The 17,208-nt window shown below is 38.0% G+C and carries 6 protein-coding genes; 1 reads left to right on the top strand and 5 read right to left on the bottom strand.

The features are described 5' to 3' along the window. Nucleotides 1-12: 12 nt before the first annotated feature. The 5 genes from QMQ21_RS06625 to QMQ21_RS06645 form a co-directional block, all read right to left on the bottom strand. A complete protein-coding gene (locus QMQ21_RS06625; RefSeq protein ID WP_261814129.1) occupies nt 13-6,093 on the bottom strand; it encodes a mucin-binding protein in 6,081 nt (2,026 codons plus the stop codon). Nucleotides 6,094-6,513: 420 nt separating this feature from the next. Then, the gene (locus QMQ21_RS06630) at nt 6,514-12,834 is read right to left on the bottom strand and encodes a YSIRK-type signal peptide-containing protein (protein ID WP_261814130.1); all 6,321 of its coding nucleotides are present in this window, start codon (nt 12,832-12,834) and stop codon (nt 6,514-6,516) included. Between the two features lie 268 nt (nt 12,835-13,102). Further along, nucleotides 13,103-14,446: an asparagine--tRNA ligase gene (gene asnS / locus QMQ21_RS06635; protein ID WP_000167160.1), complete on the bottom strand. Its 1,344-nt coding sequence runs from the start codon at nt 14,444-14,446 to the stop codon at nt 13,103-13,105. Nucleotides 14,447-14,468: 22 nt separating this feature from the next. Continuing rightward, the gene (locus QMQ21_RS06640; RefSeq protein ID WP_261035404.1) at nt 14,469-15,647 is read right to left on the bottom strand and encodes a pyridoxal phosphate-dependent aminotransferase; all 1,179 of its coding nucleotides are present in this window, start codon (nt 15,645-15,647) and stop codon (nt 14,469-14,471) included. Beyond that, complete coding sequence (locus QMQ21_RS06645) at nt 15,644-16,132, bottom strand: cell wall elongation regulator TseB-like domain-containing protein (protein ID WP_261035406.1); 489 nt, start codon at nt 16,130-16,132, stop codon at nt 15,644-15,646. Before QMQ21_RS06645 ends, QMQ21_RS06640 begins: the two co-directional genes overlap by 4 nt. Before the next feature lie 359 nt (nt 16,133-16,491). Here QMQ21_RS06645 and QMQ21_RS06650 point away from each other — a divergent pair, with 359 nt between their 5' ends. Then, on the top strand, nt 16,492-17,037 hold the full coding sequence (locus QMQ21_RS06650; RefSeq protein ID WP_061439591.1) for an NADPH-dependent FMN reductase: 546 nt from the start codon (nt 16,492-16,494) through the stop codon (nt 17,035-17,037). Nucleotides 17,038-17,208 lie beyond the last annotated feature (171 nt).

A 17,208-nucleotide genomic window follows, 5' to 3' on the forward strand; every position in this document is an offset into this window, starting at 1 on the left:
AACTATGAGTTTTTAGTCTTCTTTTTTCTTGCGAGCAAGAAGTCCAAATCCACCTAGGGCTCCAAAAAGTCCAAGCGCTGCAAGGCTAGCGTTAGCTTCTGTACCTGTGTTAGGCAATTCTTTTTGACCTTCAACATATTTAGGTGTTGCTGGTTTAGTAGCTGAATCAGTTGGTACTGATGTTTCAGCTGGTGTTGGAATAGCAGGTTGGGTTGGAGTTGTTGGTTGTTCCGGTTGCACTGGAGCTACTGGTTGTTCAGGAGTCTCTGGTGTTGATGGAACAGGTGCTGGTTCCGGCTTAGGCTCTGGTTTAGGAGTTGGAGCCGGAGTTGGTCCTGGGTAAGGTGTTGGATTTGGCTTAGGACTGTTTGGAATGTAATTGATTGGTGTATCTTCACCTGGGTTAGTTGGAACATTTGGTACTTCATATCCTTTAGTTGGATCGTTTGGATCTACTGGTTTAAGTGGTTGACCGTTTCCATCAACAGGTGTGTGACCTGGTACGTATGGAAGAACCGGTTTATCACTTCCTGGTTTTGTTGGATCTGCTGGATCATTTGGATACTTGATTGGGTTAGATGGTTGACCTGGAATGTTTGGAATCCATGAACCAAGTGGTTTGTAAACATAAGTTACTGTTGTACCGTTTTCTCCAATCTTACCTTTAGCTTCACCTTCTACACGTTCCAATACGTATCCAGTAATAACTTTTCCACTTGTAGCGTACTCATCACCTACTTTACCTTCTGTAGTTTCTGAAGGTAGAAGCTCTTTACCGTTTTCATCTACATATTTAACTACTAGGTTAGCTTTGTTGGCTACGTAATTGATTGGTGTATCTTCACCTGGGTTAGTTGGAACATTTGGTACTTCGTATCCTTTTGTTGGATTATTTGGATCTACTGGTTTAAGTGGTTGACCGTTTCCATCAACAGGTGTGTGACCTGGCACGTATGGAAGAACTGGTTTATCACTTCCTGGTTTTGTTGGATCTGCTGGATCATTTGGATATTTGATTGGATTAGTTGGTTGACCTGGAATGTTTGGAATCCACGAACCAAGTGGTTTGTAGGTTACTACTTCTTTAGTATCTTCTGAGTCTGCAGTTACTTTTGTAGTTGCTACAGTTGCTTTATCAGCTACAAATCCCTTAACTACTGGTGATTTAACTTCAGCCAAGTCTTGTGCTGGTGTCCAGTCTCCGTAAGTCACTTTACCTGTTGCCAAGTTGACCTTAGCTTCACGTGTGAATTTAGTCTCTTGAGTAACAACTTTTGGAGTTCCGTCTTCATTTAACACTGGAGTTCCATCCTCGTACACATATGTGATTGTACGTATGACTGTTTTGTTTAGATCTTTTTCTTCCAAGCCAGCTGGATATTTAGGTCCGTCTGGGTTGTTTGGATCCACTGGAGTTCCTGGAGTTTTTGGTTGATCTGGTGTAACTGGTACAACACGTTCTTTAAGTGTTACTTTGAACTCTTGATCAGTATCTTTATCTTTATCGAACTTACCACCTTCTGGATATGTATTAGATACTAATTCATAACCTTTGTTTTCAAGTTCTTTGATTTTCGCTTTTACGTCAGCTTCTTTTGTAAGTGGTGTATCTGAGTCACCTTCTTCAGTAATAGCGTCAACACCTGGAATTGGATTTCCTTTCTCATCTACGAAAGTTGTTTTCGCTTTTTGCGTATCTTTTACGTAGTCGATTGGAGTGTCTTGACTTGGATCTGATGGAAGATTTGGTACTTCATATCCTTCTTTTGGATTGTCTGGATTTACTGGTTTAAGTGGATTTCCATCTTTATCCTTAGGTGTGAATCCTTCTACGTATGGTACTACTGGTTTATCACTTCCTGGTTTTGTTGGATTATCTTTATCATTTGGATACTTGATTGGGTTAGTTGGTTGACCTGGAATGTTTGGTACCCATGAACCAAGTGGTTTGTAGGTTACTACCTCTGTAGTATCTTTTGAATCCGCAGTTACATTTACAACTGGTACACTTGCTTTATCAGCTAAGTATCCTGGTACTACTGGCGATTTAACTTCAGCCAAGTCTTGAGCTGGTGTCCAATCTCCATAAGTCACTTCACCTGTTACCAAGTTGATCTTAGCTTCACGAGTGAATTTAGCCTCTTGGGTAACAACTTTTGGAGTGCCGTCTTCGTTTAATACTGGAGTTCCATCTTCGTATAAGTATGTGATTGTACGTGTAACAGTTTTATTTAGATCTTTTTCTTCCAAGCCAGCTGGGTATTTAGGTCCGTCTGGGTTGTTTGGATCAACAGGTGTCCCTGGTGTTTTTGGTTGATCTGGTGTAACTGGTACAACACGTTCTTTAAGCGTTACTTTAAACTCTTGATCAGTGTCTTTATCTTTATCGAACTTACCGCCTTCTGGGTATGTATTAGAAACTAATTCATATCCTTTGTTTTCAAGTTCTTTGATTTTAGCTTTTACTTCAGCCTCTTTTGTAAGTGGTGTGTCTGAATCACCTTCTTCAGTAATAGCGTCAACACCTGGAATTGGATTTCCTTTTTCATCTACGAAAGTTGTTTTTGCTTTTTGCGTATCTTTTACGTAGTTGATTGGTGTATCTTGACTTGGATCTGTTGGAAGATTTGGTACTTCATATCCTTCTTTTGGATCGTTTGGATTTACTGGTTTAAGTGGATTTCCATCTTTATCCTTAGGTGTGAATCCTTCAACGTATGGTACTTTTGGTTTATCAGTTCCTGGTGTTGTTGGATCTGTTGGATCGTTTGGATACTTGATTGGGTCTGTTGGTTGACCTGGAATGTTTGGTACCCATGAACCAAGTGGTTTGTAGGTTACTACTTCCTTAATATCTTCGGAATCACCTGTTACATTTACCACTGCAACACTTGCTTTGTCAGCTACAAATCCCTTAACTACTGGTGATTTAACTTCAGATAAGTCTTTTGCTTCTGACCAATCTCCGTAAGTCACTTCACCTGAAACTAAGTTTACTTTTGCTTCACGTGTGAATTTTGCTTCTTGTGCTACTGTTTTTGGAGTGCCATCTTCGCTTAATACTGGAGTGCCATCTTCGTAGACATAAGTAATTGTACGTGTTACTGTTTTGTTTAGATCTTTTTCTTCCAAGCCGGCTGGGTATTTAGGTCCGTCTGGATTGTTTGGATCAACAGGTGTCCCTGGTGTTTTTGGTTGATCTGGTGTAACTGGTACAACACGTTCTTTAAACGTTACTGTGAACTCTTGGTCAGTGTTAACATCTTTATCGAATACTCCGTCTGTTGGGTATGTATTAGATACTAATTCATATCCTTTGTTTTGAGCTTCTTTGATTTTTGCAGCGATTTCATCTGCTTTTGTAAGTTTGTCTCCACCTTTACCTGTTTCAGAGATTGGCGTGTTACCTTCCACTTGCTTAACATTACCATCTTTGTCTTGGTAGACAAATGTTGTTTTAGCTTTTTGGATTGGTGAGTAAGTTACTACATATTCGTAATCTTCATCTGTTGCAGTTGTTGGCTGTACCGGAACTTTTTCTACACTTGCAATGTAACCTTCTTTTTGAGGTACTGTTACTTCTGGAAGGTTTGTATCACCGTTTCCAACCCAATTAATATAGATAGGTTTTCTATTGGCATCTACCTGCGCTTCATTTTGATCATTTACTTGGATAGTACCTGTATAGCTTACAGTTTGTTTTGCTGGTTCAAATACTTGTTGTCCTGCAAGATCCTTAACATCGTCTGCGTAAACGTATTTAATTGTACGGTTTACTTCTTCTACTTTTGTTTTCTTAACATAGTAGTAAACAACATTATTTACAAAAGCATTAGGGTTTACTCCATTCGCTTGAAGTTCTTCTGAACTATAGATAGCACTCGCACGTTTTGGACCAATGTTAACTGTTCCTGTTGCTCCTTTGGCTGGAACATCAACACGGATGTATTCAACACCATTAATCGTTTTAGTTATATCAGGTACTTGGCTTGACACATCATATTTTTTACCTAAAATGTTCTTAGTTTCATAGCTACCATCTTCATTAGGCTTAGCATAACCATCATAATTTGTAGGTTCATATGCAAACTCTTCACCTGTTTCAATATTTACTAAAGTAATAGTAACAGCACCTGTTTCAAACTGGCTATTACCTCCAGCTCCAACTTCAACTTTCCAACCGTTTGCAACTTTGGTAGTTACATTTTCCTCTCCTCCATTAAGCGGTGTCCCGCCTGAAACTGTAAGAGTAGCTGCAGTTTTATCAGTATCTCCAACAACACTTCCATCTTTCAAACGACCAGCTTCATCGTAAATGAATTTAGAATACTCGTCTGAGAATGTACGGTTTGTTATAACTTTCTCAACTCCAAGTTTATCTAAACCTATTGAAACTGTTGAATCTTCTTGGATTGCTCCATCGATTACTTCTATTTCTAATTCTGTCGGTGATTTTACAGTAGCTTTTACTGTAAAGTTTGTATCACGTCCATCGTTAAGAATCCAGACATTGTTTGCATTAGCTTGAACATTATTCCAACGACCTGCAGGACGGTAACTTATACTATCAGCCTTATTAGTATTTGTGGCAGTGTTTTTTGAACCATCAATTGCTTTAAAATACGTAAAATCATCATTTGGTAATGTAATCGTAAATTTAGAACCTTTTCCGTAACGTACATCACTATCAGTATTAATAACTACTGCATCACTCTTTCTAACGCGTTCACTTCCTTTATATCCTAAAATGTTATCACCCATAATAGTAGCAGAAGTGTTTTGTTTTTGTGCAGCTGATTTAGATGCTTTATGAGTATATTTATGTTCTAGAATCGGTTGACCATTTACACTAATTGCCGCTGTATATTCTGTATCTTTGGAAATATTAGGTGCATAATAATCAATCGCAGTTAAATTTTCCGCATAAAAAGTTGTTACAGCATAATTTTTCGCCTTATCATTCCATCTAATTGTATAAGTAGTAGTCCCAACTTCATTCGGGATAGCTGGTTGTTCAGCTAGACGCTCTTCATAAGTCTTACCATCTTTCTTACGTTGAGACCAGAATGGACTTTCTCCCCCTCTACTTCCTACAGAGTTAGTAGTTTCTTTAGATGAAACTTCACCAATTACAGTTCCATCTGCTGCAGTAATTTTTGTACCAGGTTTAAAACTATCCCCAAACCCTGTTAAGTTTTTCATTTCAATTGTAGTAGTATCACCATTTTGAGCCTGAGATGTATCAAATACTACATCAATCCCCCATGCTTTAGGTGCAGTATTATCTGCGTTCATCGTCACATAGGCATTATTAACTGTTACAATTGCATTACCATTTCTAATAACACCTTTACCTGTAATGGTTTGATCTTTAGCATCTGTAGCTCCAAGCACAGCTTCTACTTTACCTGCATGACCTGCACGTTTCATTTCAGCGTAAACTGCTTCAATAGCAGATGAGATGCGATTTACTTGGGCTGTTAGTTGTTCTTCCGTAGAATCGTTAGAATAGAGCAAACCTTTTGCCGCTACCGCTTCAAGCTTGACTGCAGCAATTGCAGCCGACAATTTTTGTTTAGCTTCAACATCTTTGACTTCTTTATCTGAGAAGTTTGAAGCAACTGTTGCCATTACTTCTGCTTCTGAAGTCAATTGAGTAAGAACTGATTTAACTTCATCTTTAGGTTTTACTGTTTCAGCCTTTTCTTTATCTACTTCTTTTTTGTCAGCTTGCTCTTTATCAGATTTTTCTTTTTCAACTTTATCAGTAACTTCTTTTTCTGCTACAGGTTTTGCTTCAGTTTTAGCCTCTTCTTTTACTTCAGGTTTTTCATCTGCTTTTACAGCATCAATCTTTAATTCTGGAAGTTCTTCAACAACAGGTGTTGTTAAAGCTGCATCAGGTTTCTGTTTTTCAGATTTTGTAACTTCTGGAGTTTTTGTAGAAGCAGTGCTTGACTCATCAGCTTGTACTCCATTAGCACCTAAAACAAGTGCCGTTCCCAAAAGGACACTAGCAGCGCCAAAGCTATACTTACGAATAGAGAAGCGCTGGGCTCTTCTACCATGATATTTTTCCATTCTCGAATACATGTTTTCTCCTTTTTCTCTCAACTTAAATTTTTACAGTTCTTAGAATCACATATATATTTATATATTAAATTTTTGGTTCCAAAAACAACTCTACCAGTTTATCATAAATAAAATTAACTCGTCAATAAATACATCTTATTTATGCTCGATTTATTTATATTATTTTTGTGTCCTTGGTACAAAAAAATGATATTATCAAACTCTTCCTAAACATACTTGGATATATATTGCATAAAAAATACAACATAGAAGACAACAAACTATCATCTCAAAAATGAATATATACTATTTCTGAGATGTACTTTTTGTCGCGAGTACATCCCCTATAGATATTATGGAGCCGATTTTCTTAAACCTACTACAGTGGACAAAGAGTAAAAAAAGAAGATGACGAATCATCTTCTCAAAAACTATGAGTTTTTAGTCTTCTTTTTTCTTGCGAGCAAGAAGTCCAAATCCACCTAGGGCTCCAAGAAGTCCAAGTGCTGCTAGGCCTGCATGGGCTTCTGTACCTGTGTTAGGCAACTCTTTTTGACCTTCAACATATTTAGGTGTTGCTGGTTGAGTAGCTGAATCAGTTGCTACTGTTGCATCTGCTTGAGCTTGAGCAGATGCCGCTGGTTGAGTTTGATTAGGTGTTGCTGGTTGTCCTGGTTCCGTAGGAGTTACAGGCTGTTCAGGAGCAGTTGGTCCAGCAGGTTGTGGAGTCTGTGGTGTTTGTGGAGCTGGAGTTGCTGGTGATGGTTCTGTTTGAGGAATTAATGAATTGTTAGGAGTTACTTTTACTGGTACTTCCAATTCGATAATTTCACCAGTTGGTAATTTCACCTTCACTTTAACCGCTGTTTTTTCTCCAGGTGTTTCAGTTGTTGGGATTTCTCCAACTTCAATAATTTCCCATCCTGATTCTTTAGGAATGTTGACGTGTTTCTTCACATCATCTGGTGTAATTGTTGTTCCTTGAGGTACAACGATTGGTGTTACAGTTGGTGTAGCAATTACTGGTACTTGTACTTTCATTGTTTTACCGTTTGGTAATTTAACTGTAACTGTTGCTGATGGTCTTACACCTGCAGGGAATGTTTCAGGAAGTTCTGGTTCCCCTACGATTTCCCATCCAGTTACTCCTGGGATTTCGATGTGTTTTTGTACATCTTCTTTAGTTAATTTAGTTCTTTCTGGAACAATGATTGGTGTAACTTTTGGTTCTACCACATTCACTACTACAGGAACTCGTACAATTTCTTTACCATCTTTATCCTTAACAATAACAACAGCTTCTTTTTTACCTGGTTTAGAAGTATCTACTGGTGTATCGTATTCGAATGTAGCTCCTTCTGGGTAATTTCCTGGTGTAATGTTATCTTTTGGATCTGGAGTATCACCTTTTGGTACAAGTTGTTCTTTACCTTCAACCACTGTTACTGGTACTTTAACTGTTGTTTTGTACTCTTTACCATTGACAGTGTAAATCACTGGTACTTCTACTTCTCCAGCTTTTCCTGGCTCTGAAGTTTTTGGTACTGTAACATTTGTTAAATCAACTTTAACAGTTGCTCCTTCAGGAAGTTTTTTCTTGAATTCTTCGTTGTTGATTGCATTTTCTGCATCTTTACCAACTTTATCTTTTAATTCTTTCTCTGAAAGATCTTTTGGTACAACAACTTCTCCAGCTTTTGGTTTTGGTAGTACTGTTACTGGAACTTTAACGTTTTCTTTGAATTTACCATTTCCGTATGTTACTGGTACTTCTACTTCAACGTCTTTATCCCCTGCTTTTCCTACTGTAGATGGAACTTTTGTAGGGTCTCCTACTGTTCCACCTTCACCTGGTGTAATACCTTTCTTAATTTCTTCAGAATTTGGTGTGTCACCTTCAAATACTACTACTGATGGTGGTGTTGAAGACACAACGTTTACTGGTACTTCAATCACTTTAGTGATTTTATTTCCATCTTTATCTTTGTATTCAACTGTTACAGTTGCTGGAGTTTGTTTACCTACAGTATCTGTTCCAGGAGTTGTATTAACATCTGTTACTGTAACTGTTACACCGTCTGGAAGACCTTCAAGTTTTTTAGCTGCTTCTTCTGCTTTTTCTTTAACAACTTTTGCTAATTCAGTCTTATCAGCATCTTTTGGTACTGTTACACCTTCTGGTTTAACTTTTGGTAATACTGTAACAGGTACTGTTACTTCTTCGTCTCCACCATCTTTATAAGTTACTTTAGTAGTAACTTTAACATCTGGAGAACCTACTTTACCTTCTGTTGTAGGGATAGCTTTGTTGATCTCTTCATCAGTTACAGGTGTTGTAGTTCCATCAGTATCAGGAGTGATTGCTTTGTTTACATCCTCAGCTTTTGGTTTATCACCTTCTACAACGTACACAGGTTTTACATCTGAACCTTTAACATTTACTGTTACTGGGATTGTAGTTGTGTAATCTTTTCCATCAACTGTGTAGGTTACTGGCACATTAACAGTTCCTGTGTTTGTACCTTTTTCAGCTGTTATTTTAGATAATACATCTTCAGTTACATCACCAACAGTTACTGTTGCTCCGTTTGGTAATTTAGATTTGAAGTCTGTTGCTTCAACTGCTTCTTTAGCTTTATCTTTTGCTAATTCTTTCAGTTTATCTGGAGTAGTATTCTTAACTACTGTTACATCAGCTGTTGCTTTTGGTAATACTGTTACTGGAACTTTAACTGTTTCAGTCACTTTTCCATTGTCGTAAGTTACTGGTACATCAACTGTTACATCTGTAGCTCCAGCTTTATCTTTTGTAGATGGAACTGTTGTTGGTTCTCCAACTGTTCCACCTTCACCTGGTGTTACTGAATCTTTGTCTAATTTTGGTGTGTCACCTTCGAATACGACTACTGGTTTTGGTGTTGAGCTTACTACTTTAACTGGTACGTTAATTGTATCTTCACCAACTACATTACCTTTATCATCTTTATATAATACTTTTACAGGAACTGTATCTTTGTCCCCATTTGAATCTGTTTTTGGTAATGTGTAAGAAATTTCTCTTTCATCTAGTGATGCAGTAATTCCAGCTGGTAAGTTTGTTAATTTACTTACTGCTTCATTCGCTTTTTCTTTCACAACATTTGTTAGAGCAGTATCATCAGTATCCTTAAGCACTGTCACACCTGTTGGTGTTGCTTTTGGTAATACTTTAACTGGGACATCAACTGTTTCATCACCAGTTGGATATTTAACCGTTGCTTTAACTGCTAAATCTGTTGCTCCTACTTTAACTTTATCTGTAGGAACGTCTTTATTGATGTCAGCTTCAGTTACAGGTGTTAAGTCTCCACCTTTATCAGGTGTAATTGCTTCATTAACATCTGCAGGTTTTGGTTGATTTCCTTCTACTACGTATACAGGTTTCACTTCTGAACCTTTTACATTTACTGTTACTGGAATTTCTGAAGTATACGTTGTTCCGTCTGGTGATGTAAATGTTACTGGAACTTTTACAACTACTGGTTCACCTTTTTTATTAGCAATATCAGCAGGAATTTCAGGAATTTCTCCTACAGTAACTGTATATCCTTCTGGTACTTTTGCAGGGAAGTCAGGAGTTTTAATTAACTCATTTGCTTTATTTTTTAGAGTTTCTTTAACTTTATCCGGAGTAGCTCCTTTAGGTACATCAACTTCACCTTCTGTTCTAGGAAGAACAGTAACTGGTACTGTTACATCTTCTGTAACTTCAGTTCCATCTACATTGTGAGTAACTGTTGTTGGAATTTTTAATCCTGACTCTCCAGCTTTTCCATCCGTTTTAAAGATATCAGTTGCTTTTGGTTCATTAGCTGTACCTTTTTTGCCATCAATTTCAGATGGTTCAACTTTTTCTTTAACACTTGCTGGTGTAATTTCATCACCTTCAAATACTACAACAGGTTTTGTCTTAGATTCGACAACGTTTACTTCAATATCAACTGTTGTTTCATAAGTTTTACCATCTACGGTATAAGTTACAGGTACTTTAACAATCCCACGACCATCTTCTGCTACTTTTGTAATTGCTAAATCATCATCATCATGATCAACAATTTCTGATTTAGTAGAATCACCTAATGCAGCAGTTCCTTTTACATCTGATAATAATTTAGTAAATTCTGGTGATTTAATTGCTTCTTGAGCTTTTGCATAAGCAATTTTTCTAAGCTGATCATCTGTTGTGTTAATTGGTACTGTAATTACTGAGTTAGTTTGTAAACTATTAATAAAAATTTCTTTACCGTATTTGTAATCAGGATTATCTGAATCTGCTAAACCATTACGGTTAAATTCATTTTCATAAGCTGGTTTTAATCCATTTGCAGTATAAGAGTAAAGTCTGTTACCTTCAGCATCTGTGTCTCCGAAACCACTCTTAACTGTTACTTTAAAGTCAGCTGGTCCTACGAAGTTATCTGCAGCTGTAAATGGAATACTTGTTGTACGAGAGTTTGTCTCTGCAGCAGCCATACGGTTTCCTGCTGGTACGTTGTACGTTAATTTTCCACCTTTTGAGTTATCACTTGGATCATTTGGAACCCATTTAATAGTATTTGCCCAAACATTTCCTAACCAGTTTGATCCACCGTTGGCATTGTAGATTTTATCTTCTAATACGACACCTTTAGGAACTTCTACTGTTACTTCAACATTTGATGCAGAATAGTAGTCAATATTCATTCCACCAGTGTTTTTAATTGTAATGTCAAAGTTACCTTTTTGGCCTTTATCATAGATTGTATCTTTTGTATATCCGTATTCACCTGTTTTACCATCTGAACGAACGTTTGTTACTACTTCAGCAGCTGGTGCAGTTGCAATACCAATACCACCGATTAAGTAACCATCTTTAATATTGATGTTGTTATCATTAATTAAAGAATTTGTTCCTTGACTTCCAGCTTCAATCAACACTTTAATTTTTGTAGTTTCTGCTGGAATATCATAAATACGATCTAAATGGTTCCATCCATTAGCTGCTAGAGCTCCTTGTTCTGTTGCTAATGGTCCATTTTTACCTTCAACTGGTTTAATTTCTTTACCAGTGAACGCATCTACGATTGTTAATTTAACTCTTTCACCAGCAGAAGTAGCTGTACTACCACCATACGCTGCACTGTGAATTAAGTTAACATTTAGTCGTGAATTTCCATTAACATCATACTCTTTAGAAAGAGTTGTACCTTTGCTTCCTAATTCTAAGTAGTAATCACGGTTTTTAACTTCACCGAACGCATTTGTTCTCATTACATCAATAGTAGGTGTTACTGAAGGAACTACACCACTACCATTTACATAACTAGTTTCACCTGATGTTTGATATTTTTTCAATTCTCCATCATTTGAGTATAGTTTAGATTTTGGAACTTCACGTGTACTTGGTTGTCCATCTTTATCTGTAACATTTGTGACATCAAGAGGTTTAACCGCATTAACTTTGTCCCCTTTTTCAATTTTCCAACCATTTAACATACCAGCTTCTGCGTCAGCTTTTGTAATAGCTTTTTCTTGCCAGTTATATGTTGCACTACCGATTGGATCTTTTGCACCTGGTTTATTCATTACTTTATCAGTAATGTCACGTCCACTTTCATATTGAGTAGCAATTGTTTCTGATTTTTTATCAGCATCAGTGAATGTTACTTTATCTCCGAAACCTTCTTTTAAGCTTTCAAAGACACCATTTTTAGGGTTGTTACCATAAGCAACATGGTTTTCACTTACTGGAGCGCCTAATTCAGTTTTTCCAGCTAAGTAGGAAGCTAATAAGTCACGTTCAGATTTAACAGCTTCTGCTTGTTGGCTCATTTTTTGAGCTGATGTTGCATCTGCCGCATTTGCATCTGCCAATACTTTTTTAGCTTTTTCGATAATTTTAGTATAAGTATCAATTATTGCTTGATCTTTTTTATTTGCATCTTTTGCTTTTTCTGCATCAAGTTTAGCTTGTACTTTATCAATATTTGCTTGTAATTCAGGTAAAGCTTTATCTCTTTCACCTTTATATTTAGTTGCTTCTTCTGCTGAGTTAGCTGCAGTAGTATCTACTGTTCTAAATCCACTTTCACCTTGTCCAGGAATGGCTTGTCCATTACGTGGATCTTGGTTTTTGTTTTCTTTTTCTTTTTCTTCTTTCTTGTCTGCAGTTGCTTTTGGCATACTTTCAACAACGAAAGCTTTACCGTTTACTGCTGATGTAGCTTTTGATACTTCTTCTTTTGTTGCAGCTTCATTTGCAACTACAGCTTTTGCATTTGCTAATTCTGCTTTTGCAGACTCAATTGCTGAAGCTGTTTTTTCAGTTGATGATGCTTTTTCTAAAGCTGCTTCTAAACGAGCAATAGCTGCTTCCAACTTGCTTGTGTCAGCCTTTGCAACTGGTGCTTCTACAGCTTTTGTTGGTTCAGCTGGTGCTACCTCAGGAGCTGGTGTTGCTGTAGCTGGGGCTGCTGCTTGCTCAGTTGTTGGTGTAGCCACAGTTGATGCAGAAGTTTCAGTTGAATCTACAGGCTTGGTTGAATCTGCTTGATTCCCAGCATTAGGATTTACTTGTTCGCTAGTCACTGTAGCTGATGTACCTTGCTCGTGAGCCTGAACAGTTGCTGCTCCACCAAACATCATGTAAGCTGCAACAGCTACTGATGCTGCACCAAAACTATACTTACGGATTGAAAAGCGTTGGACCTTTTGTCCGTGGTATTTGTCCATTCTTGAATACATATTTTCTCCTTTTTAAATAAATTTTAATTGCGGAATTACCTCCAAGTATTTAAACAACGCCTCCATTTCCAGCTTAATTTATACATTAAAGCAGCTACACTTAGGTACTTAATCCCTGATTTACATTATAACATTATTTCAACTAAACTGTCTACATTTATGTACAAAATATGAGTATTTCTATATATATATATATCAATCGAAGTTTTATGTGATTTCATCATAAAAAATAAAAGGCCAATTTGACCTTTTACTTTTATATATTTATTTACGGTTTGATACGGTGCAACATACGTGGGAATGGGATAGCTTCACGGATGTGTTTTGTTCCTGCTGCAAAGGTTACCATACGTTCGATACCGATACCAAATCCTCCATGTGGAACTGTACCATATTTACGAAGGTCAAGGTAGAATTCATACTCTGTACGATCCATACCAAGTTCATCCATTTTTGCGACAAGGGCATCGTAGTCTTCCTCACGCATAGAACCACCGATGATTTCTCCATAGCCTTCTGGAGCGAGCAAGTCTGCACAAAGCACACGTTCTGGATTTCCAGGAACTGGTTTCATGTAAAATGCCTTGATGGCTGCTGGGTAGTTCATGACAAATGTTGGCACACCAAAGTGGTTTGAAATCCAAGTTTCGTGTGGTGAACCAAAGTCATCACCATGCTCAAGATGCTCGTAGTCAGCATCTTCATCATTCTCATGCTCTTGTAAGAGGTCAATGGCTTGATCATAAGTGATACGTTTGAATGGCTCTGCAATGTATCGTTTCAAGAGTTCTGTATCACGTTCCAAGGTTTCCAAGGCTTGAGGCGCACGGTCAAGAACACCTTGAAGAAGAGCTTTCACATAAGCTTCTTGCAAGTCAAGTGATTCATCGTGTGTCAAGTATGAGTACTCTGCATCCATCATCCAGAACTCAGTCAAGTGACGGCGTGTTTTTGATTTTTCAGCACGGAATACTGGACCAAAGTCAAAGACACGACCAAGGGCCATCGCACCTGCTTCTAGGTAAAGCTGACCTGATTGGCTCAAGTAGGCTGGCGTTCCGAAGTAGTCTGTTTCAAAGAGTTCAGTTGAATCTTCTGCCGCGTTTCCTGAAAGGATTGGGCTATCAAATTTCATGAAGCCGTTCTTGTCGAAGAACTCATAAGTTGCGTAGATGATAGCGTTACGAATTTGCATCACCGCTACTTGCTTACGAGAACGGAGCCACAAGTGACGGTTGTCCATCAAGAAGTCTGTTCCGTGTTCTTTTGGTGTGATTGGGTAGTCTTGAGATTCACCAATCACTTCGATATCTGTAATGTCCAATTCATAGCCAAACTTAGAACGTTCGTCTTCTTTGACAATACCTGTCACATAAACAGAAGTTTCTTGGCTCAAGCGTTTGATAACATCAAACTTCTCAAGTCCTACCTCTTCACCAAATTTTTCTACAAAGTTTGGTTTAAAGGCTACACCTTGGAAGAAGGCTGTTCCATCGCGCAATTGCAAGAAGGCGATTTTCCCTTTTCCTGATTTGTTGGCAACCCAAGCGCCAATCGTCACTTCCTGCCCAACATAGTCTTTTACATCAATAATCGTTACACGTTTTGTCATTATTTTTCCTTTTCTTTTTCTTTTATTTTTCCATAAATGCTTTCAAGCGTTTAACTGCTTCTTTAAGCGTGTCTAGGTCTGTCGCATAGCTGAGGCGGACATTTTCTGGAGCTCCAAAACCTGCTCCTGTTATGAGTGCCAAACCAACTTCCTCAAGAATAGCTGTTGTAAAGTCAGTCACATCCGTATAGCCTTTCATCTCCATGGCTTTTTTAACATTTGGGAAGAGATAGAAAGCGCCTTGTGGTTTAACGACTTCAAAACCTGGGACCTCACATAATAGCGGATAAATGGTATTGAGACGCTCCTCAAAAGCTTGACGCATGATATCAACAGAATCCTGTGGTCCTGTTAAGGCTTCAATAGCCGCATATTGAGACACAGATGTCAAATTTGAAGTTGTTTGTCCCGTCAATTTACTCATAGCTGCAATGATTTCAGGATCACCTACCGCATAACCAACTCGCCAACCCGTCATGGCATAGGCCTTAGATACCCCGTTGATAACAATGGTTTGCTTGCGAATTGCTTCTGATAGACTTGAGATTGGAACAAATTGATTTCCATTATAAACAAGGCGACCGTATATATCATCTGCTAAAATCAGAATGTCATGCTCAACTGCCCAATTTCCGATAGCTAGTAATTCTTCACGAGTATAAATCATACCAGTCGGATTAGATGGTGAATTGAGAACCAAAACCTTTGTTTTATCTGTCCTAACTAGTTCTAGTTGATCCACTGTGACTTTAAAATCATTGTCTTCTTTAGCTTGAACAAAGACTGGAATCCCTTCTGCCATCTTGACCTGATCTCCATAACTAACCCAGTATGGAGTTGGAATAATAACCTCATCTAAAGGATTGATTACAGCCATAAAGAAAGTATAGAGGGAGAACTTGGCACCTGTAGCAAAGGTAACCTCGTTACTTGCGACAGAATAGCCATAGTAGCGCTCGAAGTAGGTATTCACCGCAGCTTTTAATTCTGGTAGACCTGAAGCTACTGTATAGAAGGAAGCCTGTCCTTCTCGAATAGCTTTAACTGCTGCATCCTGAATATTTTCAGGAGTGTGAAAATCTGGTTGTCCCAAGGTCAAGAAAAGGACATCCTTACCTTGAGCTTTTAATTTTTTTGCTCTCGCATCACTAGCTAAAGTAACACTTTCTTCCATTTCTAAAACACGGTTGGATAGTTTCATAGGCCCTCCTTATTGACCAATGCTCCTGTTTCAAAATCTACTAGATAAAAATTAGAGCCTGACTTGACTTCCCAGATTGGCTTGTCTTGATAACGGCCAAAGGTAATCTTGTCAATCTCGCCTGCTCCTTTTTCCTTAGAAACCGCTTCTGCTTTTTCTTGTGAAACACCTTGATTTAGCTGATAAACGTAGATCTTATGGTCATCTTTTCCAATCAGGACAGCAAGTGCTTCTTGCTGTTTATTATGACCAAGAACACTGTAATAAGATTCCAAGCCATTGTATAAGTCAACCTGATCAGCCTGCTCTAATCCTGCATACTGCTGAGCTAATTTTTCTCCTTCACTTTTAGCAGTTTGATAGGGTTTCATACTCAGAAACACTAGATACAGAAAGGAAGCACTGATAACCACAAACAAAATCGTCATCCCTAGACCATACTGCCACAGTAGATTATTTTTTGCTTTTTTTTGTCTTTTTTTCACTCGTCTATTTTACCATCTATTAAACTTTATTACAAGTGAATATAAGAATACTCTTCGAAAATCAAATTCAAACCACGTCAGCTTCGCCTTGCCGTACTCCAGTACAACCTGCGGCTAGCTTCCTAGTTTGCTCTTTGATTTTCATTGAGTATAAGCAACCAATTCTATTTCTTCCTTCAAAGCAAACCAGAATCCAAAAAACAGTTCTTACTTTTCCAGTAGCAAGTGACTAAGTTTCAGCAATTTTATAATTTTCAAATAAACTCTGAGCAAATTTCTTGCAAGGTGTTTTCTTTTGTTGTAATATATTTTATAACAACGAGGCAATTCTCGAAATTTTAAGAAAAAGGAGACACATCATGTCTAAAAAAGTATTATTTATCGTCGGATCCCTACGTCAAGGTTCTTTCAACCACCAAATGGCTCTCGAAGCTGAGAAAGCACTTGCTGGTAAAGCGGAAGTTAGCTACCTTGATTATTCAGCCCTTCCTCTCTTCAGCCAAGATTTGGAAGTTCCAACACATCCAGCTGTAGCGGCTGCTCGCGAAGCGGTTCTCGCTGCGGATGCCATCTGGATCTTCTCTCCAGTCTACAACTTCTCTATCCCTGGAACAGTGAAAAACTTGCTTGACTGGCTATCTCGTGCCCTTGACTTATCTGATACACGTGGCGCTTCTGCCCTTCAAGACAAGTTTGTCACAGTATCATCTGTAGCCAATGCAGGTCACGATCAACTCTTCGCTATTTACAAGGACCTCTTGCCATTTATCCGTACACAAGTCGTTGGTGATTTCACTGCTGCACGTGTCAATGACTCTGCTTGGGCAGACGGAAAATTGGTTCTTGAAGAAACAGTCCTAAACTCACTTGAAAAACAAGCTCAAGATTTGGTCAATGCAATCTAGTCATCTCTAATTGCTATTCTAAAACAGACAATCGGACAGACTTTTAGCCCTCTATATAAAAGAACTAGACAATTCATCAACAATCGAATGACTAGTTCTTGAAATACGAAAAAAGAACTAGAGTTCTCACAAATGAGTGAGTTTTCTAGTTCTTTTTGATTTACAAAGACT

The sequence above is a fragment of the Streptococcus bouchesdurhonensis genome (assembly GCF_948472335.1).